General features: G+C 67.5%; 23 protein-coding genes and 1 tRNA gene. 13 read left to right on the forward strand and 11 right to left on the reverse strand.

What is annotated here, in order from left to right; genetic code table 11:
• The first annotated feature begins 41 nt into the window (after positions 1-41).
• Positions 42-1,511 carry a catalase gene (locus AC1D1G_RS14280; RefSeq protein WP_477952585.1) on the forward strand — a complete coding sequence of 490 codons (1,470 nt, stop codon included), beginning with the start codon at positions 42-44 and terminating at the stop codon, positions 1,509-1,511.
• Positions 1,512-1,818: 307 nt separating this feature from the next.
• The gene (locus AC1D1G_RS14285) at positions 1,819-2,622 is read left to right on the forward strand and encodes a metal-dependent hydrolase (protein ID WP_280782914.1); all 804 of its coding nucleotides are present in this window, start codon (positions 1,819-1,821) and stop codon (positions 2,620-2,622) included.
• A 1-nt stretch (position 2,623) separates the two neighbouring features.
• On the opposite strand, the gene AC1D1G_RS14290 is transcribed toward AC1D1G_RS14285, so the two are convergent.
• From AC1D1G_RS14290 to AC1D1G_RS14300, 3 genes are all read right to left on the reverse strand, one after another.
• Positions 2,624-3,631, reverse strand: coding sequence for an ABC transporter substrate-binding protein (locus AC1D1G_RS14290; protein ID WP_477952587.1), 1,008 nt, complete (start codon positions 3,629-3,631; stop codon positions 2,624-2,626).
• Between the two features lie 128 nt (positions 3,632-3,759).
• Positions 3,760-3,833: transfer RNA gene (locus tag AC1D1G_RS14295), tRNA-Pro, on the reverse strand.
• Positions 3,834-3,887: 54 nt separating this feature from the next.
• Positions 3,888-4,859 carry a metallophosphoesterase gene (locus AC1D1G_RS14300; protein WP_105421798.1) on the reverse strand — a complete coding sequence of 324 codons (972 nt, stop codon included), beginning with the start codon at positions 4,857-4,859 and terminating at the stop codon, positions 3,888-3,890.
• A gap of 67 nt (positions 4,860-4,926) precedes the next feature.
• Here AC1D1G_RS14300 and AC1D1G_RS14305 point away from each other — a divergent pair, with 67 nt between their 5' ends.
• A complete protein-coding gene (locus tag AC1D1G_RS14305; protein WP_477952589.1) occupies positions 4,927-5,394 on the forward strand; it encodes a GatB/YqeY domain-containing protein in 468 nt (155 codons plus the stop codon).
• A gap of 53 nt (positions 5,395-5,447) precedes the next feature.
• On the opposite strand, the gene AC1D1G_RS14310 is transcribed toward AC1D1G_RS14305, so the two are convergent.
• On the reverse strand, positions 5,448-7,793 hold the full coding sequence (locus tag AC1D1G_RS14310; protein WP_280783001.1) for a penicillin-binding protein: 2,346 nt from the start codon (positions 7,791-7,793) through the stop codon (positions 5,448-5,450).
• A gap of 258 nt (positions 7,794-8,051) precedes the next feature.
• Between AC1D1G_RS14310 and AC1D1G_RS14315 the strand changes: the two genes are divergently transcribed.
• On the forward strand, positions 8,052-8,375 hold the full coding sequence (locus tag AC1D1G_RS14315) for a WhiB family transcriptional regulator (protein WP_005248496.1): 324 nt from the start codon (positions 8,052-8,054) through the stop codon (positions 8,373-8,375).
• Positions 8,376-8,438: 63 nt separating this feature from the next.
• Here the strand turns inward: AC1D1G_RS14315 and bagB are convergent, their stop codons facing one another.
• Positions 8,439-9,578, reverse strand: coding sequence for an ATPase BagB (gene bagB, locus AC1D1G_RS14320; protein ID WP_105421794.1), 1,140 nt, complete (start codon positions 9,576-9,578; stop codon positions 8,439-8,441).
• Complete coding sequence (gene bagA, locus AC1D1G_RS14325; RefSeq protein WP_283332826.1) at positions 9,575-10,591, reverse strand: ATPase BagA; 1,017 nt, start codon at positions 10,589-10,591, stop codon at positions 9,575-9,577. The genes bagB and bagA overlap by 4 nt, the downstream gene beginning before the upstream one ends.
• A gap of 54 nt (positions 10,592-10,645) precedes the next feature.
• On the opposite strand from bagA, the gene AC1D1G_RS14330 reads away from it, so the two are divergent.
• From AC1D1G_RS14330 to AC1D1G_RS14340, 3 genes are read left to right on the forward strand one after another with little or no spacing between them, the layout of a single operon-like run.
• Positions 10,646-10,810 (forward strand): DUF4177 domain-containing protein, encoded by a 165-nt coding sequence (locus AC1D1G_RS14330; RefSeq protein WP_005248493.1) that lies wholly within the window; start codon positions 10,646-10,648, stop codon positions 10,808-10,810.
• 5 nt (positions 10,811-10,815) lie between these two features.
• Positions 10,816-11,292, forward strand: coding sequence for a RidA family protein (locus AC1D1G_RS14335; protein ID WP_009477371.1), 477 nt, complete (start codon positions 10,816-10,818; stop codon positions 11,290-11,292).
• A gap of 4 nt (positions 11,293-11,296) precedes the next feature.
• Positions 11,297-12,088: an MBL fold metallo-hydrolase gene (locus AC1D1G_RS14340; RefSeq protein ID WP_283332827.1), complete on the forward strand. Its 792-nt coding sequence runs from the start codon at positions 11,297-11,299 to the stop codon at positions 12,086-12,088.
• A 63-nt stretch (positions 12,089-12,151) separates the two neighbouring features.
• Here AC1D1G_RS14340 and AC1D1G_RS14345 read toward each other — a convergent pair whose 3' ends face one another.
• Both AC1D1G_RS14345 and AC1D1G_RS14350 read right to left on the reverse strand, forming a co-directional pair.
• On the reverse strand, positions 12,152-12,826 hold the full coding sequence (locus tag AC1D1G_RS14345) for a Crp/Fnr family transcriptional regulator (RefSeq protein WP_005256089.1): 675 nt from the start codon (positions 12,824-12,826) through the stop codon (positions 12,152-12,154).
• 219 nt (positions 12,827-13,045) lie between these two features.
• Positions 13,046-13,318, reverse strand: a complete 273-nt coding sequence (locus AC1D1G_RS14350; protein ID WP_005248489.1) for a hypothetical protein — start codon at positions 13,316-13,318, stop codon at positions 13,046-13,048.
• A gap of 21 nt (positions 13,319-13,339) precedes the next feature.
• Here AC1D1G_RS14350 and nth point away from each other — a divergent pair, with 21 nt between their 5' ends.
• From nth to marP, 4 genes are read left to right on the forward strand one after another with little or no spacing between them, the layout of a single operon-like run.
• On the forward strand, positions 13,340-14,185 hold the full coding sequence (gene nth / locus AC1D1G_RS14355; RefSeq protein ID WP_011596762.1) for an endonuclease III: 846 nt from the start codon (positions 13,340-13,342) through the stop codon (positions 14,183-14,185).
• Between the two features lie 12 nt (positions 14,186-14,197).
• Positions 14,198-14,860: a TlpA family protein disulfide reductase gene (locus AC1D1G_RS14360; protein WP_280782908.1), complete on the forward strand. Its 663-nt coding sequence runs from the start codon at positions 14,198-14,200 to the stop codon at positions 14,858-14,860.
• On the forward strand, positions 14,857-15,618 hold the full coding sequence (locus tag AC1D1G_RS14365; RefSeq protein WP_283354193.1) for an NUDIX hydrolase: 762 nt from the start codon (positions 14,857-14,859) through the stop codon (positions 15,616-15,618). Before AC1D1G_RS14360 ends, AC1D1G_RS14365 begins: the two co-directional genes overlap by 4 nt.
• On the forward strand, positions 15,615-16,805 hold the full coding sequence (gene marP / locus AC1D1G_RS14370; RefSeq protein WP_477952596.1) for an acid resistance serine protease MarP: 1,191 nt from the start codon (positions 15,615-15,617) through the stop codon (positions 16,803-16,805). The genes AC1D1G_RS14365 and marP overlap by 4 nt, the downstream gene beginning before the upstream one ends.
• Positions 16,806-16,812: 7 nt before the next feature.
• Here marP and AC1D1G_RS14375 read toward each other — a convergent pair whose 3' ends face one another.
• Genes AC1D1G_RS14375 through nhaA form a run of 3 tightly spaced genes read right to left on the reverse strand, consistent with a single transcriptional unit; the run spans position 16,813 to position 19,517 of the window.
• A complete protein-coding gene (locus tag AC1D1G_RS14375) occupies positions 16,813-17,751 on the reverse strand; it encodes an alpha/beta fold hydrolase (protein WP_280782905.1) in 939 nt (312 codons plus the stop codon).
• A 9-nt stretch (positions 17,752-17,760) separates the two neighbouring features.
• Positions 17,761-18,285 (reverse strand): phage holin family protein, encoded by a 525-nt coding sequence (locus AC1D1G_RS14380; protein ID WP_283332831.1) that lies wholly within the window; start codon positions 18,283-18,285, stop codon positions 17,761-17,763.
• Positions 18,282-19,517, reverse strand: coding sequence for a Na+/H+ antiporter NhaA (gene nhaA, locus AC1D1G_RS14385; RefSeq protein WP_317570811.1), 1,236 nt, complete (start codon positions 19,515-19,517; stop codon positions 18,282-18,284). Before nhaA ends, AC1D1G_RS14380 begins: the two co-directional genes overlap by 4 nt.
• A gap of 176 nt (positions 19,518-19,693) precedes the next feature.
• Here nhaA and AC1D1G_RS14390 point away from each other — a divergent pair, with 176 nt between their 5' ends.
• Together AC1D1G_RS14390 and AC1D1G_RS14395 are read left to right on the forward strand one after the other, a co-directional pair.
• Entirely contained in the window at positions 19,694-21,079 is a 1,386-nt protein-coding gene (locus AC1D1G_RS14390; RefSeq protein WP_283332833.1) for an MFS transporter, read from the forward strand.
• A 67-nt stretch (positions 21,080-21,146) separates the two neighbouring features.
• Positions 21,147-22,588, forward strand: a 1,442-nt coding sequence (locus AC1D1G_RS14395; RefSeq protein WP_477952599.1) for a DUF5939 domain-containing protein, incomplete at its 3' end; no start/stop codon positions are given.

Here is a 22,588-nt window from a genome sequence, read left to right on the forward strand (position 1 = left end):
CACTGCTTCACCCTCACCCGATGCAACCTGGAGGCTTTGCCATGCCTGAAACACAGCGCGCCACCACCAACAACTTCGGAATTCCCGTCGCCAGCGACAACGAATCCCTCACAGCGGGCACACAGGGCCCCATCCTGCTGCACGACCACTACCTGATCGAGAAGCTCGCCCAGTTCAACCGGGAACGTGTCCCGGAGCGCGTCGTCCATGCCAAGGGCGGCGGCGCGTTCGGCGAACTGGTCGTCACCCACGACGTGAGCCGCTACACGAAGGCAAAGCTGTTCCAGCCCGGCGCGAGGACCGAGTCGCTGGTGCGCTTCTCCACCGTCGCCGGCGAGCAGGGCAGCCCCGACACCTGGCGTGACCCGCGCGGATTCGCCGTGAAGTTCTACACCGAGGACGGCAACTACGACCTCGTCGGCAACAACACGCCCGTCTTCTTCATCAAGGACCCGATCAAGTTCCCCGACTTCATCCACTCGCAGAAGCGACTGCCGGGATCCGGTCTGCGCGACCACAACATGCAGTGGGACTTCTGGACGCTGCGGCCCGAGTCCGCTCACCAGGTGACCTGGCTGATGGGTGACCGCGGAATCCCGAAGACGTGGCGTCACATGGACGGTTTCGGCTCGCACACGTACCAGTGGGTCAACGCCGAAGGCGAGCGGTTCTGGGTCAAGTACCACTTCAAGACCGATCAGGGCATCGAGTTCCTCACCCAGGACGAGGCCGACACCCTCGCAGGCAACGACCCCGACCATCACCGCGCCGACCTGTACGACACGATCGCCCGCGGCGAGTTCCCCAGCTGGACGCTGAAGGTCCAGGTCATGCCCGTCGACGAGGCCGAGGGCTACCGGTTCAACCCGTTCGACCTCACCAAGGTGTGGTCGCAGAAGGACTACCCGCTGATCGAGGTCGGCAAGTGGACCCTCAACCGGAACCCCGACAACTTCTTCGCGCAGATCGAGCAGGCCTCGTTCGAGCCGTCGAATGTCGTTCCGGGAATCGGCTTCTCGCCCGACAAGATGCTGTTGGGACGGGTCTTCTCCTACGCGGACGCGCACCGGTACCGCATCGGCGCCAACTACGCGCAGCTGCCGGTCAACGCGCCCAAGAACCGGGTGAACTCGTACTCGCAGGACGGTGCGATGCGGTACGCCACCAATTCGCCCGAGACCCCCGTGTACGCGCCGAACTCCTACGGCGGCCCGCACGCCGACGCATCGCTCGCGGGCGACGAGGGACAGTGGGCGTTCGACGGCGAGTCCGTGCGAGCCGGCTACGTCGAGCACGCCGAGGACGGCGATTTCACGCAGGCGGGCACGCTCGTCCGTGAGGTCCTGAGCGACGACGAACGCGACCGCCTGGTCGACAACATCGTCGGCCACGCACTCGGCGGCGTCAGCGAACCGGTTCTGCTGCGGGTCTTCGACTACTGGAAGAGCGTCGACCCCGACCTGGGCAAGCGAGTGGAAATCGGTGTCCGGGAAGGGCGGAGCCAGAACTGATGTCGTTGGTGGGGCAGGCTCAGAGCAGGCCCCACCAATAGATCAGCACGGCGAGAACGAACACGATCACAGTTTCCACGACGACCCTCCTCCGCCCGACTGCACGCACCGCACTTCCATCATCCACCTTCGGCGGGGACGGACGCCACTGCGCTTCGCGCCCGTGAGTACTTGTTAACCGCCCGCGGTTAACAAGTACTCACGGCCGTGTGACGGGTGTGTCGGATGTTGTTGCTAGGTTGGGCGGTGTCAGGACACCGGCTCGGATGACCGTGTCCCGAGTCGGGGTCGAAAGGTGCTGTGTTCCATGGTGATGGGTCCCACCCATGCAATGTCCGGTGCGGCTGTCGGTCTGGCGGTGGCGGATCTGCTGCCGCTCGACTGGGGTGGGCCCACGTCGACCGCCGAGACCTTCACGTTCGCGGCGGTGTGCGCCGGAGCGGCGCTTCTCCCGGATCTGGACACGAGCCAGTCCACGGTCTCGCGCTCGTTCGGTCCGGTCAGCAGCGTCGTCGCGAAGGGCGTCGATGCGGTGTCGCTGGGTTTCTACACCGTCACCAAGGGCAAACGCGACGGCAAGCGGCGCGGCGGGCACCGCACGCTCACCCACACGGCCCTGTTCGCCGCCGGTATCGGGGCCGGGGTGTCCGCGCTGGTCGTCCAGTTCGGCAAGCCGGCCATCATCGCGACACTGTTCGTCTGCCTCGGGCTCGCGCTCCGAGGGCTGGCCGGGGAGCTGGCCAAAGAAAAAGGCTGGCTGGCGGTTTCGGCGGTCGCGGCGGTGCTGTCCGCGCTCACCTGGCAGTCGTATCCCACCGAGGCCGGTTCCACCGGACTCGGAGTCGCGGTGGCGCTCGGCTGCGTTACCCACTGCCTCGGGGACGCCATCACCAAGGAGGGCGTCCCCTTCCTCGCGCCGTTCCTCACGCTCGGCAAGGAACGGTGGTGGGAGTTCCGGCTCCCGTCGTTCCTGTCCATCCGGGCAGGCGGGCCCTTCGAGAAGGTCGTGCTCGGGCCCGCCCTCACGGTGGCCGTCGGACTCATGGTCATCTGGGCCATCGACGGTGCGCCACAGGCAATCTACGACGCGTTCATGCCCGCCCCGCAGTGACTCAGGCCGCGAGCATGTTCTCGAGGTCGTCGAGGACAATCATCGCCCCGGTGGGCCCCAGCGCGAGGAACCAGGTCTCGTCGCTCACGTGCACGGCCTTGCCGTCCTTCACCGCCTGCATCTGATTCCACAGCGGGCCGCCGACCACGGTCGACTCGTCGGTGGTCTCGGGCGCGCCGTAGCTGGAGTAGAAGATCCGGTCGGCGTTCGCCTCACCGATCGTCTCCTGACTCACCTCGACGGCGAGTTCGTCGACGTTCTGCACCGTCGGACGCGGAAGTCCGACGTCTTTCAGGATGACACCGATGAACGACAGGTTGCCGTACAGGCGGATCTTGCCGGACATGAACCGGACCAGCGAGATCGTCGGCTTGCCCGTGATGGACTCCCGGACCTCGTCGGCGCGGGTCTGATAGGCGTTGAGTACCTCCTCCGCCTTGGTCTCCTCACCGAGAGCGTCGGCGACCAGCAGGAAGTTCTCCTTCCACGGGAAACCGGGGCGGATGCCGAACACGGTCGGTGCGATGGACGACAGCTGCGGGTACAGCTTGTCGGCGCGCAGCTTGCTGCCCAGGATCAGATCGGGCTGCAGCGCGGAGATCGCCTCGAGGTTCAGGTTGTTGGTGGTCCCGACGTCCGGCACCCCGGCCAGCTGGTCGGCGAGGTAGGACGGCTGACCGGCCGCGCTCTCCGGGCTGGCCAGCCCGACGGGCGTGATTCCCAGGGACAGCACGTCGTCCAGCTCACCGCCGTCGAGGACGATCACCCGTTCGGGCTTCTTCTCGATGACGGTCTCGCCGAGCGCGTGGGTGATGGTCCGGGGGAAGACGCCCGGTTCGGCGTCGGTGCCGAGCTTGGCGGTCTCGGCATCCGCCGTGGCGAACAGGCGGCCGCCGGTGGCGACGTCGGCGTTGCCGGCGGGCGACCCGGTGTCGGTGGTGCCGCAGGCGGCGAGAATGACGGTGGCCAGGGCGACCAGCCCGGCGCGTACGTAGAGCCTCGAAGACATGAGGTGAGGCTAGCCTGAGGTTTCGGACGGGTGGTCGCGGGGTCGCTGCGACCGGAAAACGCCCCCACCACGCAGAAGAGGCCCTGACCGGCGAACCGGTCAAGGCCTCTTCTCGGTGTCTCACACTGTCGGGGTGGCGGGATTTGAACCCACGACCTCTTCGTCCCGAACGAAGCGCGCTACCAAGCTGCGCCACACCCCGTGTTGAACCTCGGCTAGCTTACATTACCCAACCAGTCACCATTAAATCCCCTGGTCAGTTGCGTATAACGGTGCTCTCCGACGACTCGGTGCGACCGCGCGCGGCGTCGGCGTCCGCGCCGCCGCGCTGAGCCGGAACCAACGTCAGGAGCGTCGCCTCGGGGCGGCAGCAGAAGCGGGCGGGCGCCCACGGCGACGTCCCGATCCCCGCGGACACGTGCAGCTGGGTGTGCGCACCCCACTTGGACGGACCCTTCACCCGGGAACGGTCGATGTCGCAGTTGGTGACCAGCGCGCCGTAGAACGGCAGGCACAACTGACCGCCGTGCGTGTGGCCCGCCAGGACGAGGTCGTAGCCGTCGTCCGCGAACCGGTCGAGCACCCGCGGCTCGGGCGAGTGGGTGATGCCCAGCCGGAGATCGGCCAGCGGATTGGGCGGACCGGCGATCGTGTCGTACCGATCGCGCTTGAGGTGCGGATCGTCGACACCCGCCGACGCGATCCGGACACCCGACACCTCGAGGTCGCGGCGGACGTGCGTGACGTCGAACCAGCCGCGCTCGGTGAACGCAGCCCGCAGGTCGCCCCACGGCAGCGGCTCGCCGAGGACACGCTTGTGTTCCCTTCGGAAGTACTTGAGCGGGTTCTTCGGCTTGGGCGCGAAGTAGTCGTTGCTGCCGAAGACGAACAGTCCGGGGCGGGCGAGCAGATTGCCCAGCGCCTGGACCACTGCGGGCACCGCCCGCTGGTGCGACAGGTTGTCGCCGGTGTTCACGACGAGGTCGGGGTCGAGGTTGTCCAGTTCCCGCAGCCAGTTCTGTTTCAGCCGCTGTCCGGGCATCATGTGCAGGTCGCTGATGTGCAGCACGCGGAGCGTCGACGACCCGGGTTCGAGTACCGGCATCGTGACCTCACGCAGCGCGAACGCATTGCGCTCGATGAGCGAGGCGTAGCCGATGCCGAGGGCGGCGGCACCCGCTGTACCCAGGGCGGCGCGGGTCAGGTTGGCACGGAACTCGTCAGACACTCTTCCAGGATACTGATGAGCGCAATCGAGATGCAGTGGACGAATCGGGGCGCGTAGCGTTTCGCCCATGCCAGATTCACTGAAAGCAAGACTGCGCTCCGACATGACGGCCGCCATGAAGGCCAAGGATTCGCTGCGCACCGCCACCATCCGCATGCTGATGGCCGCCGTGCAGACCGAAGAGGTCTCCGGCAAGGAAGCCCGCGAACTCACCGAAGACGAGGTGCTGAAGGTCCTCGCGAAGGAGTCGAAGAAGCGCGGCGAGTCCGCCGAGATCTACACCGAGAACGGTCGAGGTGAGCTGGCGGCGCAGGAGCGGGCCGAGGCGCAGATCATCGACGAGTACCTCCCGACGCCGCTGACCGACGCGGAACTGGTCGACGTCGTGGACACCGCGATCGCTCAGGTGGCCGAGGAAATCGGTGAACGTCCCGGCATGCGTCAGATGGGTCAGGTCATGAAGGCTGCCGGCGCGCTCGCGGGCGGCAAGGCGGACGGTTCGCGGCTCTCGCACGCGGTGAAGTCCCGCCTCTGACCCGCATGTGAGTGGGAAAGCGTGCGTCGCCACACTTCCCCACTCACCGGCGGTTACCGGGGTATGGGCGGCAGCTGGATCGGCGGCAGGCCGGGCAGCTGGATGGGCGGAACGGGGATCCCCTGAGCCGGCGCCTGCGGGGGAGCGGCCTTCACCGATCCGTCGCTGACGTAGATCGTGATGGTCGATCCCGGAATGGCCGAACCGGACGGCGATGCGCTCGTGACCGTCCCCTTGGCCGCCTGCGACGCGGTGGTGACCGCGTTCACGGTGAACCCCGCTCCCTGCAGACGGGACGTCGCGGCCGACTGGCTCAGTCCGGTGACGTCCGGAACCTGACCGTTCTGCGAACCCCGCGCGTACTTCTGGTCGACCGGCGGCAGCGTCGTCGGCCCGAAGTTGTTCGCGATGGGGTTCATCGCCGCATACCAGGTCCGCGCCGGTTCGTTTCCACCGAACAGGTTGCCGTCGCCACACGGCCGCAGCGGGGCCGAGCAGATCTCACCCGGCGTCGGCGAGTCGCCGAACACGTAGACGGCGGCGGCGAAGTTGTTGGTGAATCCGAGGAAGCCCGAGGACATGTGGGATTCCGTGGTACCCGTCTTGCCTGCCATCGGGAGCGTCCAGCCGACGCTGCCCGCCGCCCCGGCGGACGTACCGCCGGGCTTGTCGTCCTTGCTCATGGCGTTGGTGAGCGTGTCCGCGAGGCCGGGTTCGACCACCTGCTCGCAGGCCTGCTGGGTGACCGAGACGGGCTTGCCTTCACGGTCGAACACCGAATCGATGGGGGTGGGCGGGCACCACTTGCCGTGCGAGGCGAGCGTCGCCGCGACATTCGACAGTTCCAGGGGATTGATCCAGGTGGGCCCGAGGGTGAACGACCCCAGGTTCTGATCCTTCTGGAAGTCGGCCATGCTGCGGTCGTCGAATCCCGACGTGCCGGGCTGGGCGTACGAGCGCAGACCCAGCCGCACCGCCATGTCGACGGTGGGGGCGACGCCGGTGGCCTGGATCAGCTTGACGAACGCGGTGTTGGGCGACTGTGCCAGCGCGTCCGTCACCGACAGTGCCGCGGGGTACTTGCCTGCGTTCTCGACGCAGTACGTGGACGCAGGGCAGCCTCGTGCACCACCGCTACCCATGCCCCGGGCCTCGAACCGGCCGGGAACGTCCAGGATGGCGTTCGTGCCGAGGCCCTTCTCCATGGCGGCGGCGGTTGTGAAGATCTTGAAGATGGACCCGGCGCCGTGACCGGCCAGTGAGTACGGCTGCGCCTGCACGGTCTCGTTGGCGTTCGCGTCGAGACCATACGTGCGGCTACTGCCCATCGCGAGGATCCGGTGCGAATCCTGGCCGGGCTGGACGACGTTCATGACGTTCGCGATGCCGTCGAGTTCCGGGTTGGCGTTCGCGTTGAGCGCCGCCTTGGTCGACGCCTGGACCGCGGGGTCGAGCGTCGTCTTGATCAGGTAGCCGCCCTTGTCGATCTGCTCGCGGCTGATGCCGGCGTTGGCCAGATACTGCAGGGCGTAGTCGCAGAAGAAGCCGCGGTCGCCGGCGGCGATGCACCCGCGGGGCAGCCGGTTGGGCTCGGGCAACACACCGAGAGGGGTCCCTTTGAGCTCCCGCAGTTCGGCGGCCCGCTCGGGAATGTTCGAGATCATCGTGTCGAGAACCACGTTGCGTCGTTCGAGGACGCCCTCGGGGTTCGTGTACGGGTTCAGTGCCGAACTCGACTGCACCATGCCCGCGAGCATCGCGGACTGCTGAGTGTTCAGTTCGGACGCGTCGATGCCGAAGTAGGTCTGTGCGGCGTCCTGGATGCCGAACGAAGCGTTGCCGAACGGAACCAGGTTCAGGTAACGGGTGAGGATCTCGTCCTTGGTGAGTTCCTTGTCGAGCGTCAGCGCCATCCGGATCTCGCGGATCTTGCGGGCGGGCGTCGTCTCGATCGCGGCCCGGCGTTCGGCGTCGGTCTTGGCCACGACGAGCAGCTGGTAGTTCTTCACATACTGCTGGTCGAGGGTGGACGCGCCCTGCTGCACCTCACCGCTCGTGGTGTTGGTCAGGAAGGCGCGCATCGTGCCCTGCCAGTCGACGCCCTTGTGTTCGGGGAACCGGCGGTCCTCGACGGAGACGATGGCGAGCTTCATCTCGTTGGAGATCTTGTCGCTGGGCACTTCGAAGCGCCGCTGGTCGTACAGCCACGCGATGGGATTGCCCGCCGAGTCGACCATCGTCGAGACCGCGGGAACCGTTCCCTCGACCAGTTCGGCCGAGACGTTGTCGACGGTGTCAGCCGCCCTGTTGGAGGCGTAACCGAACCCTCCGGCGAGCGGAAACATCACGCCGGCGAGGAGCACTCCTGCCAAGGCGGAGGATCCTGCGAGCTTCCCCACTGTTTTTGCAATCGACACGATCTACAGACTACGTGGGGTCTGTGGGTGCGCTGGTTGGGCGCAGAATTCGGCCCGGAAAATGCCCTGAGCACGGGGTATGGACGGGCGTACCAAAAAAGCGTGTTCTTCGTCTTGCGCGTTGCGGTTTCTTTACCTAAATTGTTGGAACAGTGTGATGGAGATAACACCCCATCGCTTATGTGGTGCAGCCTCGGCGTGCTAGGTGCCGGGGGGTGCAGACTCGAAGAGGGGAAACGAATGCACATGACCACCCCAACCAGCCGTCTGGACGTCGAGCAAGCAGAAGCGCGAATCGCCTGGGTCACCCAGGCTCGTTGCCGGGAAGTCGATCCCGACCAACTTTTTGTACGCGGCGCAGCACAGCGCAAGGCCGCAACCATTTGCCGGCATTGCCCGGTATTGATGCAGTGCGGAGCCGATGCTCTCGACAATCGTGTCGAGTTCGGCGTGTGGGGTGGCATGACGGAACGTCAGCGCCGGGCGCTGCTCAAGCAGCACCCCGAGGTGGAATCATGGTCCGACTTCTTCGAAGCTCAGCGGCAGCACCAATCCGCTGTCTGAAATTCGAGGATCGGAATCGCAGACAGGCACAGGCGGGTGACCGGTTCTCCGGCAGCGAGCTGATCAGCTCGTGCGGGTGAGCTGGTCACCTACCGCTCTCAACGCCTCGAGGTCCGACACCTCGAACGGCAGCGAGGGCACGCCGACGATCGGCACCCGAGGGTGGGCGGCCGTGAACCGGCTCAGCAGTTGGACCTCACGCTTGGCGATCACCGCCCGATGGGCGTGGATTCGCAGCACAGCGGCGGTGAGGGGGTCTTGGTCCCCGAGTTGGTCGGCGGCAGTGACCGCATGATCGGCCGACAGGGAGCTGAGAGTGGGGTGCGTCCGATTCAGGACGAGGCCCGCGAGCGGCATTTCGTCGCCTGCGAGCCGGTCGACGAAGAACGCCGCCTCCCGCAGTGCATCCGGCTCCGCCGCCGCGATCACCAGAAACTTCGTTCCCGGCTGCCGGAGCAATTCGTAAGTGCGCGTGGCTCTTTCCCGGAAACCGCCGAACATCGAGTCCAGTGACTGCACGAAACTCGAGGCGTCCGACAGCATCTGACTGCCCACGATGGTGGAGACGCCGCGCAGCGCCAGGCCCATCGCACCGGTGACGAGCCGGGTGAGACCTCGGCCCGGCGCGGTGAGCAGCCGGATCATGCGACCGTCGAGGAACGCGCCCAGGCGCTGGGGTGCGTCGAGGAAGTCCAGAGCGTTGCGGGACGGCGGGGTGTCGACGATCACCAGGTCCCACTTGTCGCTGGAGGCCAGCTGCCCCAGCTTCTCCATCGCCATGTACTCCTGCGTTCCCGAGAACGAGGTGGCGACGGTCTGATAGAAGGGGTTCGCGAGAATCTGCTCCGCCTTCTCCGGTGTGGAGTGCTCGATCACCATCTCGTCGAACGTGCGACGCATGTTGAGCATCATCGCGTGCAGTTCGCCTGTCGCGTCCGGTCCGAGCTGCACGGGTTGCGGCGTGTTGTCGAGTTCCGCGACGCCGAGCGCCTGCGCGAGCCGGCGCGCCGGGTCGATGGTCAGCACGACCACCTTTCGCCCCTGCTCCGCCGCACGCAGTGCCAGCGACGCGGCCGTGGTGGTCTTGCCGACGCCACCGGCGCCGCAGCACACGACGATCCGTGTGGTCCTGTTCGCCAGAATCCCCGCGACATCGAGAGCGGAGGCGGTGCGGCGACGCTCGTGTTCAGTTGTCTGGGTCATCGGACACCCTGTTCCGTCAGATATTCGGCGAGTTCGTACAGTCCGCCCAGGTCGACACCGTCGGCGAGGGACGGCAGATGCAACCGCGCCCCGTCCACTTCGCTGAGTGCTCCGGCACTCTCCTCCTGCGCTTCGAGGACGGACGCGTGCTCGATCGTCTCGGTGAGCAACCCGGCGAAATCGTCTTCGTCGAGGGTGATCCCGCTCTTCTGCAGTCCGGCCCGGATGGCCTCGGCGTCGATGCGGCCCTTCGCGGCGTCGGCCAGCGTCTCGGCGGGCAGGAACTGCGGGCTGGTGCGGTTGACCACGATGGTGCCCAGTCGCAGATCGGCGCGGGCCAGTTCCTCTGCGGCGTCGGTGGTCTCCTGCACCGGAAGCGCCTCGAGCAGCGTCACGAGGTGGACGACGGTCTCGTCGGAATGCAGCAGGCGCACCACGCCCTCACTCTGCGAACGCACCGGCCCGCCCTTCGCGAGGTCCGCCATCGCCTTCGTCACGTCGAGGAAGTTGCCGATCCGCCCGGTCGGTGGGGCGTCGACGACGACGGCGTCGTACACCCGCTTGCCGGACTTGTCGGTGCGGACGACACATTCCTTGATCTTGCCGGTCAGCAGCACGTCCCGAAGCCCGGGTGCGATGGTAGTGGCGAACTCGATGGCGCCGAACTTGCGCATCGCACGGCCGGCGAAACCGAGGTTGTAGAACATCTCGAGGTATTCGAGGAACGCGGTCTCGATGTCGATGGCCAGCGCCATGACCTCCCCGCCACCCTCGGCGGCCGCGACTTTCGTCTCCTGCGGCGGCAGCGGTGGCACGTCGAAGAGCTGGGCTATCCCCTGCCGGCCCTCGACTTCCACCAGCAGCACGCGACGCCCACCCTCGGCCAGCGCGAGAGCCAACGCGGCGGCCACCGTGGACTTTCCGGTGCCGCCCTTTCCGGAGACGAAGTGCAGCCGGGCCTGCGCGGCCTTCTCGGGCCACGTCGGGGTGAGCTGGTCTGGGGATGCAACCACGGGTCGAGCCTATAAGTCTGGGAGCCGGGATGTGCGGGGGATAGGCTCACCGGCATGAGTGAATTGACTTCCTGGGAGTACGCCACCGTTCCGCTGCTCACACATGCGACCAAGCAGATCCTCGACCAGTGGGGCACCGACGGCTGGGAACTGGTGACGGTTCTGCCCGGGCCCACCGGTGAGCAGCACGTCGCGTACCTGAAGCGTCCGAAGGGCTGACGGCCGTGGCAGAGACACAGAACTGGTCCGCGCGCCTCGCCGAACTCGGCATCACGCTGCCGTCCGTCGTTCCGCCGGTGGCCGCCTACGTGCCCGCCGTGCGCACCGGCAACTACGTCTACACGTCGGGGCAGCTGCCGATCGTCGAGGGCAAGCTGACGATCGCGGGCAAGCTCGGCGCCGGCGTGTCGGACGAAGACGCCAAGGCCGCGGCCCGGGCCTGCGCACTCAACGCGCTGGCGGCGGTCGACGCGCTCGTCGGCATCGACTCGGTGGTGCGGATCGTGAAGGTCGTCGGATTCGTCGCGTCCGCCGAGGGATTCACCGGTCAGCCCGGTGTGGTGAACGGCGCTTCGGAATTCCTCGGCGAGGTGTTCGGGGACGCGGGTGCCCACGCGCGTTCGGCCGTCGGCGTCGCGGAACTGCCGCTCGGCGCCCCCGTCGAGGTGGAACTGATCGCCGAAGTGCAGCCGGAGTCGTAGTGCCATGACTCTTGCCCATCCGGCCTACGCCCAGGTGCGGGAGGTCACCCCGATCGTCTCGGTGATGCTCGAGAACAATCCCGGCATGATGACGCTCGACGGAACCAACACGTGGATTCTGCGTGCGCCGGGCCGGGACGAGTGTGTGGTGGTCGACCCGGGTGACGCCGACGAGGAGCATCTCGCCCGCGTCGCGGCACTCGGACCGGTCGCACTGACGCTGATCACTCACCGTCATTTCGACCACACCGGGGGAGTGCAGCGGTTCTTCGAACTCACCGGCGCGCCCGTGCGTTCGGTGGACCCCGAATTTCTTCGCGGCGGCGGCGAAACCCTCGTGGACGGCGAGACCATCGACGTCGCGGGGCTCACCCTCACGGTGTTCGCCACGCCCGGGCACACGAAGGATTCGGTGTCCTTCACCGTGGAAGGTGAGGGCACCGTCCTCACCGGCGACACGATCCTCGGCCGCGGCACCACGGTGCTCGACGACACGGACGGCGACCTCGGCGACTATCTGTCGTCGCTGCGCCGCCTGCTGGACCTCGGAACCGGACACCGGGTGATGCCCGGCCACGGACCCGAACTGCCCGAACTGAACGTCGTCGCGCAGCAGTACCTCGATCATCGCGAGGAGCGGCTCGACCAGGTGCGGGCCGCGATCGAGGCACTCGGGGGCACACCCACCGTTCGCGAGGTGGTCGAGCACGTCTACTCCGACGTCGACCCCAAGTTGTGGCCGGTGGCGGAGAAGTCCGTCAACGTGCAGCTCGCTTACCTGCGCAGCCACGACTGACCACTGAACGACTGCGGCCACCCCCTCGATGTGAGGGGGTGGCCGCAGTCGTAGGTGCGGGAACTACCGTGCGCGACGTGCCAGGCGCTCGGAGTCGGAGATCAGCACGCTCTTGCCTTCGAGGCGCAGCCATCCGCGGTGCGCGAAGTCGGCGAGCGCCTTGTTGACGGTCTCACGGGAAGCGCCGACGAGCTGGGCGATCTCTTCCTGCGTGAGGTCGTGGGTGACGCGGAGCGAGCCCGCCTCCTGGGTGCCGAACCGCTGCGCGAGCTGCAGCAGCGCCTTGGCGACACGACCGGGGACGTCCGTGAAGATGAGGTCGGCCAGGTTGTTGTTGGTACGACGCAGACGGCGCGCGAGCACCCGCAGGAGCTGTTCGGCGATCTCGGGGCGGTGGTCGATCCACGCCTTGAGCGCTTCGCGGTCCATGCTGACGGCGCGGACCTCGGTGACCGTCGTGGCGGTGGACGTACGCGGGCCCGGGTCGAAGATGGACAGCTCACCGAACATGTCGGACGGGCCCATGATCGTCAGCAGGTTCTCACGGCCGTCCGGCGAGCGGCGACCGATCTTCACCTTGCCCGAAACGATGATGTACAGGCGGTCACCGGGCTCACCTTCGTTGAAGATGACATGTCCGCGGGGGAAGTCGACAGGCTGCAGCTGCTTGGTCAGCGCCGCTACCGCTGAGGGCTCGACTCCTTGGAAGATGCCGGCTCTTGCCAGGACGTCGTCCACGTGCGCTCCTTGGGAATATTGTTCGTCTGTATGCATATTGTGCGCGATTTGCTGCATGTCGACGATGCCCCGGTGATCCGCGGCGTGTCGCTGTGCAACAGGTACGGCTCTGAAGTCTACGTTGAGACGGCTCGGTCTGAGTGACCGATACCACGGAAGTCGCAAAAGTTAACCGGAGGATGCGTCCTGCGGTGTGCTGTTTCGGGGGCTTCCCAGCGCTCAGCTGGCGCGCCGCGAGCCCACTTCGGTGACGGCGGCGTCGTCGGATTCGAAGCCCGACCGACCCTTGCGCCGTCGATGGAAGCGTGCCAATGCGTGGGGAAAACCTTCGTGGGCCAGGGTGGCCACTTCGTCGTGACTTGCCTGGTCGAGGAACTCTTCCACCTCTTGCTGACGAACCGTGAGCCGGCGGAGTCTGAACTCCACCCGCTCCATTGCCAGCGCAAACAGCATCAGCAGCACTGGGAAGAGGACCACAGCGAGACCTTGCATACCGGGAAGTAAACACTGCAAATGTCTCAGAAGCGACACAGCGGCGATTCGGATCGGTCGGGTATCCGTAGAGTTGATCCCGTGCATGCGACCCCCAGCGACGGCTCCGAAGTGCGTGGACGCACCCGTTCGCGGGCCGCGAAGCAGGACGAAACCCGGCTCGGACTCGTCCGGCGCGCGCGGAGAATGAACCGGCGGCTCGCCGAGGCCTTCCCGCACGTCTACTGCGAGCTCGACTTCACCACCCCACTCGACCTCGCCGTCGCGACCATCCTCTCCGCGCAGTGCACTGACGTGCGGGTGAACATGGTGACGCCGGCGCTGTTCGCCCGCTATCCCGACGCCAAGGCGTACGCGGAGGCCGAACGCACCGAACTCGAGGAGTACATCCGGTCCACGGGTTTCTACCGAAACAAGACGAATTCTCTGATCGGGCTCGGGCAGGCTCTGCTCGAACGGTTCGACGGCGAGGTCCCCGGCAACCTGAAGGACCTCGTGACGCTCCCCGGGATCGGCCGGAAGACGGCCAACGTGATCCTCGGCAACGCGTTCGATGTGCCCGGAATCACCGTCGACACCCACTTCGGGAGGCTCGTCCGACGCTGGAAGTGGACCGAGGAGGAAGACCCGGTCAAGGTCGAGCACGCGATCGGCGCCCTGATCGAGCGCAAGGAGTGGACGCTGCTCTCGCACCGGGTGATCTTCCACGGCAGGCGTGTCTGCCATGCCCGCAAGCCCGCCTGCGGGGTGTGTGTACTCGCCAAGGACTGTCCGTCGTACGGGCTCGGTCCGATCGACCCGGACGTCGCCGCAGAACTGGTTCGTGGACCGGAGACGGAGCATCTGCTGCGTCTGGCCGGCAGGTGAGGGTAGATACGAGTGTCTAGCGCAGCGCGGTGGAGTCTGGCCGCCCTCGTGGTCGTGGTGGCTCTCGTCGTCGCGATCTGGCCGCGGGGCGACGACGCGGAGATGCCGTCGTACCAGGATCGGTTCGGTTCGGGTGGTAGCACCCCGACGGCGGTGAGCGCCGATCCCGACGCGCTCGCGGCACTGAGGACGCAGGCGGGGTTGGCATCGTGCCCCGCCGCGACGGCCACGTCCGAGCCGTCGCCGGGTGCGGTCCTGTCCGGCATCACACTGGAATGCGTGGGCGACGGCAGCCAGGTGGATCTGGCAGCCGCGCTCGGTGGTAAACCGGCGCTGCTGAATCTGTGGGCCTATTGGTGCGGCCCCTGCGCCGAGGAGCTGCCCTTTATGCAGCAGTTTTCGGATCGTGCGGGTGACGCGGTTACCGTGCTTACGGTGCACACCGATCCCAACGAGTCCAGCGCGCTGTCCCGGCTCGTCGATTACTCCGTCACCCTGCCCGGTGTGCAGGACGCCGACGGGCGTGTCCGCGCCGCGGTCGGAGCCCCGCCCGTCCTGCCCGTCTCGGTGCTGATCCGGCCGGACGGCACGGTGGCCAAGGTCCTGCCGCAGCCGTTCCGCAGCGTCGACGAGATCGCGGACGCCGTCGAACAGAACCTGGGGGTGGCGGCATGACGAACTCCGTGGACGGTGTCGCCGTTCCGCCCTGGCTGCGCCGCGTCGTGCACCGGACCCCGGCCGACCCGCACAAGATCAACCCCGTCCTCGATCGGCGCGCACCCCGCGGCGCGACCACCCGTGAGGCGGCGGTGCTCGTGTTGTTCGGCGGCCCCGTCGAGGCGGACCCGCTGATGTCGGGAGGCCTGCCCGCCGACGCCGACGTCCTGCTCACCCAGCGTGCGTCCACGATGCGTCAGCACAGCGGCCAGGTGGCATTCCCCGGCGGCGCCAGCGATCCCGGCGACGAGGGCCCCATCGCCACCGCGCTGCGGGAGGCGCAGGAGGAGACGGGACTCGACCCCTCCGGTGTCCGCCCGCTTGCCGTGCTCGAGGAGATCTTCATCCCGCCGTCCGGTTTCGACGTCACTCCCGTCCTGGCGTACTGGGAGAGGCCCAGCGCTGTCGGCGTGGTCGATCCCGCGGAGGCCGAACGTGTCGCCCGGGTGCCCGTGCACACCCTGATCGATCCGCGGAACCGGTTCCAGGTGCGTCACCCGGCCGGCTACCAGGGGCCCGCGTTCGCCGTCGACGGCATGCTCGTGTGGGGTTTCACGGCCGGCATCCTGGCCGCTCTGTTCGCGGTCTCCGGCTGGGAACAGGAGTGGGACCGCCACGACATCCGCGACCTCGACACCGTCCTCGCCGAACTCGACAACGATCTGGACGACGATCATCTGACCCACGGTCACGGCCGGCCGGCGGCCGAGCGATGACGGGCTCGCGCTGGATCGACCTGGCGATCGTGCTGATCGCCTTCGTCRCCGCGACATCCGGCTGGCGGCAGGGTGCGGTGGCGTCGGTGCTCGCCTTCATCGGGGTCGTGCTCGGTGCGGTGGCGGGCATCCTGATCGCCCCGCACGTGCTGGTGCACGTGGACGAGGGCCGCGGTCGCGTGCTGGTCGGTATCGCCCTGATCGTGGTGCTGGTCATTGTCGGAGAAGTCGCGGGCATGGTCCTCGGCCGCGCCGCGCGGGGAAGTATGCACAGTCCGGTCGCGCGGTCCGTCGACAGCGTGATCGGCGCCTGCGTGCAGGCCGTCGCGGTGTTCGTCGCGGCGTGGCTGCTGGCGATCCCGCTCACGTCCTCATCCCAGCCTCAGCTGGCGGCGGCGGTGCGCGGGTCGAGTGTCCTCGAAACGGTCGACAACATCGCGCCCGCCTGGATGCGGCAACTGCCCACCGAGTTCACCGCCCTGCTCGACACGTCCGGGCTTCCCGACGTCATCGGGCCGTTCGGGCGCACCCCCATCACGACCGTCGACCCGCCGGACGCCAGCGTCCTGCAGAGCCCCGTCGCGTCCTCGCTGCAGTCGAGCGTCCTGCGGATCCGGGGTGTGGCCCCTAGTTGTCAGCGCGCGCTCGAGGGATCCGGTTTCGTCGTTGCCCCCGACCGGGTGATGACCAACGCCCACGTGGTCGCGGGCACGGCGGGGATCGTCGTCGACACCGCGAACGGGCCGATGGACGCGGAGGTCGTGCTGTTCGACCCGTCCGCCGACGTCGCGGTGCTCGAGGTGCCCGGACTGGACGCCCCCGTTCTGAACTTCGCGCCCGAGCCTGCGCAGACCGGCGACAACGCCCTGGTGCTCGGCTACCCGGGCGGCGGGCCGTACACGGCCAGCGCCGCGCGTGTCCGGGAGATCCTGGACCTCAGTGGTCCCGACATCTACCGGGCGGGAACGGTCCAGCGTGAGGTGTACACGGTCCGCGGTTCCATTCGGCAAGGCAACTCGGGCGGGCCGCTCGTCGACAGCGACGGCCGGGTGCTCGGGGTGGTGTTCGGCGCCGCCGTCGACAACAGCGACACCGGGTTCGTGCTCACCGCCGTCGAGGTGTCGCGTCAGCTGCAGGCGGCGTCCGGGGCGTCCGTCGCCGTGGACACCGGGGCGTGCATCCTCTGACGGTCGGTCAGACCGTGCGGGGTGCGACGAGATCCAGCAGGGCGGCGTTGACGCGTTCGGGGGCTTCCCAGTGCGCGTAGTGGCCGACACCGGGGACCGTCTGCATCTGCTGGGTGGGCGCGAAGCGGTGGCTGCGGCGCACGGTGTCCGCGAGCACGTACGGGTCGAGGTCGCCGTGGAGGTGCAGGACCGGGATCCGCAGTTTCTGATCCATCGACGCCATGAACCGGCTGCCGTCCGGCCGGAACTGGCTGCGGAACGCCCACCGCTGATACTCCAGGGTGCAGTGCGCGGTCCCGGGAATCTGGATCGCTGAGCGCATCCGTGACATCACGACGTCGAACTCCGGGTTCTCCGTCCAGGCCGGGCCGGAGCGTTCGCGGATCAACCGTTCGACCTCCGACCCGTTGTCCCGGGTGAGGTGACGTTCGGGACGCCACGGCACCTGGCAGGAGACGAACGAGGGCAGCAGGGCCTTGCGCTGGTAGCGGTCGTGGAGGACGGCCTGCTTGAGCGCGACGGGATGCGGCGAGCTGACCAGTGCGATCGACCGGACGAGGCGAGCGTGGAGAACGGCCGTGGCCCAGCAGACGAGGCCGCCGTCGGCGTGCCCGACGAGGGTTGCCTCGCCGTAGCCCATCGCCCGGATGAGGCCGGCGATGTCGCCGGCCAGCGTCCACCCGTCGTAGCCGCGCGGCGGTTTGTCGGAATCGCCGTAGCCGCGGAGGTCGACGGCGACGGCCCGGTATCCCTCCGCGGCCAGCGCGGTCAGCTGATGGCGCCACGACCACCAGAAGTCCGCGAATCCGTGCAGCAGGACGACGAGGGGTGCATCCGGTGCGGATGCGCCGACCTCGACGATGTGGAAGCGGATTCCGTTGGCATGGATGTCGCGATGAATCCAGGGGCCGTCGAAACGGACGGTAGACGGATCGGGTGGTGCCACAGGAGCGAGTTACCGCGCGTGACGTCCGCTGGACGACGCGAGATGGGCTTCCGCGTCCGAGTACGACGTCGGAAGGACCGTCTTGGCCTGCTTCAGGGAGTCGATGGTCTTCTCGGGCGCGCGGAGTTTGCGGACCCGCAGATAACCGAGCAGCGCGAGGATCGCCGTCACCACGAGCATGATCAGGAAGACGATCAGGAACGCCAGCCAGCGCGCGATCCACACGTCGAGGAGTTCGGCGAGGAAGAAGAAGAAGAAAAACGAGCTGAACAGCAGCACGGTGAACGCGAGGATGAAGAACAGGCTGCCCTGCAGGCCCTTCTTGACCTCACCGGTGACCTCGGCCTTGGCGAGCTCGACCTCGGCCCGGAACAGGGTGGACACCTGTGCGGTCGCATGCTTGACCAGCGTGCCGAGGCTCGCCTCGCCGGGTGTCTGAGCGTCCACGTCCGTGAGCGGGATCGACGACACCGTGTTCGGCACCCCGTCTCCCGTGTATCGCGGGCTGTCTCCCTTGCCGTGAGTGATGCTCACTTGTCGACCCCTCCAGGTAGCTCTTGCACTTCCGAGTCATCCTTCCGGGCCGCATGGGCCCGACCGCGTCGCCACAGTAACGCTGATCCGATCAGCGACGCTGTCAACGATGTCACGAGCACCGCGACCTTAGCTATCTCGGCCTCGCTGCCGTCACCGATTCCCGCAAGCGCGAGATCCGCTACGAGAAGGCTAACGGTGAACCCGATCGCACCGAGCACTGAGAGGGCAAACATGTCCCGGAACCCCAGTGCTCGCGGCTTCTTCGCGATACCCAGGCGGATCGCGAGCCAGGAGATGCCGAAGATGCCGACGGTCTTGCCGACGAGGAGCCCCGCGATCACGGACTGCGAGATGGGGTTGGTGAACAGCTGCCCGAGGAGCTCGCTGCTCAGGGCCACGCCGGACGCGAACAGGGCGAACAGCGGGACGCAGACGCCCGCCGACAGCGGCTGGATGCGGTGCTCGAGGCGGGCGCCCGGGGATTCTCTCTCGCCGGGGTCGCGCCGGACCCGGGTGAGGAGGCCGAGCGCGACACCGGCGAGGGTGGCGTGGATTCCGGCGTCGTGCACGCAGTACCAGGTGAGCAGTGCGAGTGGAACGTAGAGCAGTGGGGTGGTGATGCGCCGGTGCTGGGCGAACGCGTAGACGGCCAGGCACACGGCGGCGCCCAGCAGCCACAGCAGGGCGATCGAGCTGGTGAACAGGACCGCGATGAGCACGATCGCGAGGAGGTCGTCGACGACGGCCAGGCTGAGCAGGAACACCCGGGCGCTCGCGGGGATGCGAGACCCGGTCAGCGCCAGCACACCCAATGCGAACGCGATGTCGGTGGCGACCGGGATCGCCCAGCCCCGTTCCATGCCGGGTGTGCCGGCGCCGATAGTCGCGGCGATGATCGCGGGAACCACCACACCGCCGCAGGCCGCGATGATCGGGAGCAGGGCACGTTTGCGGTCGGCGAGTTCGCCCACCACCATTTCCCGCTTCAGTTCGAGGCCGGCGACGAAGAAGAAGACCGCCAGCAGCCCGTCCTGCGCCCACGTCCCGACCGTCAGATTCAGGTGGAGTGCCTCCGGGCCGATCTGCCAGTCGCGCAGTGCGAAGTACGAATCCGAGACGGGGGAGTTCGCCCACACGAGGGCGACCGCCGCGGCGATCAGCAGGATCGAACCGCCGACCGTCTCGGTGCGGAGGTAGCGGGAGAGTTCGGAGCGGAGGGGCTGGGTCACCGGGGGCGCTCGCTTTCGATGTGGTCCGGGTACGGCAAATGCTCTGCCGACCAGACTTCCCGGCGCACCGAGAAGAGCTTATCCAATTTGCCAAGCGAAAGACACGAGGTGTTCAATTCCTAAGAAATGGACTCTCGTCCCAATAGTTGAAATAGCATCGTGCAGGAGTAAGTCGAGTGAGCAGTGCCGTCGATACGTCGAAGCCAGAACCGGACGGCGGGGCCACCGTCGCCGGCGTACCCAGAAGCCGGATCGTCGTCGCGAGCATGGTGGGAACATCCATCGAGTTCTACGACTTCTACATCTATGCCACCGCGGCCGTGTCGGTGTTCCCACACCTGTTCTTCCCCAAGGGAAACGGCACCACCGCCCTGCTGGCATCACTTGCCACGTTCGGTCTCGCCTTCGTCGCCCGGCCACTCGGCTCGATCCTGTTCGGCCACTTCGGCGACCGCATCGGACGCAAGACGACGCTCGTCGGCTCCCTCCTCACCATGGGCATCGCCACATTCGTGATCGGATTGCTGCCGACGTACCACCAGATCGGCCTCGTCGCGCCCGCCCTGCTGGCGTTGATGCGCTTCTGCCAGGGTCTGGGGCTGGGCGGTGAGTGGAGTGGCGCGGCGTTGCTCGCGACCGAGACCGCACAGAAGGGCAAGCGGGCTTGGGCAGCCATGTGGCCGCAGCTCGGCGCACCCATCGGGTTCTTCCTCGCCAACGGTCTGTTCCTGATCATCACGCTGTTCCTGGACCACGACAACAGCACCCCCGACCTGGACGGCGCATTCCTGACCTGGGGCTGGCGTATCCCATTCCTGCTCAGCGCGATCATGGTGATGATCGGCCTGTACGTGCGGCTGAAGCTCGAGGAGACACCCGTGTTCGCCCGCGCGGTCGCGCGGGGCGAGAAGGTGAAGACCCCGCTGGCCGAGGTGTTCAAGACCAGCTGGCGTCAGCTGATCATCGGCACGTTCGTCATGCTCGCCACGTACACGCTCTTCTACATCATGACCACCTGGGTGCTCAGCTACGGCACCGGCAAGACCCCCGCCCAGGGCGGCACCGGAGCCGGCTTCCACTACACCGACTTCCTCGTCCTCCAGCTGATTGCGGTCCTGTTCTTCGCGGCCGCCGTCCCCGTCTCGGGGTGGCTGGCCGACCGCTTCGGTCGCCGCATCACGCTGCTCACGATCACCGGACTCATCATGGTCTTCGGGCTCACGTTCGGTGTCATGCTGAACCAGGAGGGCATGGGCAACGCCCGCATGCTCGTATTCCTGGCCATCGGAATGTTGTTGATGGGCATGACCTTCGGACCGATGAGCGCCGTTCTGCCGGAGTTGTTCCCGACCAACGTGCGCTACACGGGTTCGGGGATCGCCTACAACACCGCCAGCATCCTCGGTGCCGCCGTCGCGCCGTTCATCGCCACCTGGCTCGCCACGTCGTACGGCGTCGGCTGGGTTGGCATCTACCTGCTGATCGCCGCCGCACTCACGTTCGTCGCGCTGCTCGTCATGCGCGAGACGCGCGACCAGTCGCTCGACGACGTAGGGGCGTAGTCCCCGTGCGCCTTTCTGGTTGTTCCAACTACCAGAAAGGCGCACGGGCTACGCCTATAGTTCTTGCATGGCGAAAGCCGTGCTGCTGTCCAGGACGGCCCGGATCCGGCTGCCGAAGCAGGATCTGTGGTCGTTCCTCGCCGATACCGATCGGCTCAACCGCAACATCGATCTGTCACCGGTGCACTTCGCTCCGATGCTGGACCGGCGGCGCAAGGGACACTATTCGGCGGAGACCCGTTCGTACGGGCGGCGGGTGCGGTACGAGGAGTTCCCGTTCGAGTGGATCGAGGGCCGCTTCTACCAGGTCCTTCGTCGGTTCTCCCGCGGTCCGCTCGCGGAGGTCTCCACGGGTGTCCGGCTTCGCCCGGCCGCCGACGGGACCGACGTCGAGGTGTTCGCCCGGATCGTCCCGCGTACCTGGTTCGGGGCGATCGTGGCGCGAACCCTGCTGGCGCGCACGGGCATCCGGAAGACGGTGGCGCTCGCGCGGGCGTTGGAACTCCACATCCGCGACCCGCAGACGCATGCCGTGCCCGCGCTGCCGCCGCCGGAGCAACTCGACGCCGGCCGGCTGGAACTCCGCACGGCACAGCTGTCCCGATCGCACGATGCCCCGAACCTGATCGGGCGCTTGGAATCCCACCTGCGGACCGCGTCCGACCTGGAGGTGACGGGCATGCGACCGTTCGAGCTGGCGGACCGCTGGGGTGTCGATCGGATGCAACTGCTGTACGTCTTCCTCCACGCCGCGGACTGCGGCCTGCTGGACCTGAGCTGGAGCGTGCTGTGCCCGGTCTGCCGGACGGTCCGCGAGGACGCCGGCCGGATTCGACAACTGGCGAGCCGCGTCCACTGCGACACCTGCGACATTGCCTTCGACACCGACCTGGCACGGTCGGTGGAGATCCGCTTCGACGTCAACCCGGCCGTGCGCCGGGCGGAGCGGGCCCGGTACTGCATCGGTGGTCCGGCGAATTCCCCGTCGGCGGTGGCGCAGTTGCGGCTCGAGCCGGGCGAGCAGCGTTCCGAGCGGCTCGAAGTCGACCCGGGATGGTTGCGGCTCCGGTGCTATCAGGTGGGTGCCCCGGTGGCCTGCGAGGTCGGCTCTGCCGGCGGAACGCTGCGGGTCGAGTGCGGGCCCGGCGAACTCCGGGTGCTTGGTTCACCCGACACCGGCGGGGCGATCCGGCTGGAGGTCGACAACCGGCTCCCCGGCGAGGCGCTGGTGGTGGTCGAGCGGGAGCGGTGGAAGGACGCCGCGGCGACCGGCGCGCTCGTCACGTCGCTCGACGGTTTCCAGGACCTGTTCCCGGATCAGGGGGTGGCGCCCGGCGACGAGATCGGGATAGCGAACCTGGCGGTGCTGTTCACGGATCTGAGCGGTTCGACCGCCCTGTACGAGCGCATCGGGGACGTCCGGGCGTTCGCGTTCGTGCAGAGCCATTTCCGCTACCTGCGTGACGCCGTGGTGCGCGAGAACGGCGGGGTGGTGAAGCAGATGGGCGA

Source organism: Rhodococcus sp. P3_B8 (assembly GCF_056402775.1).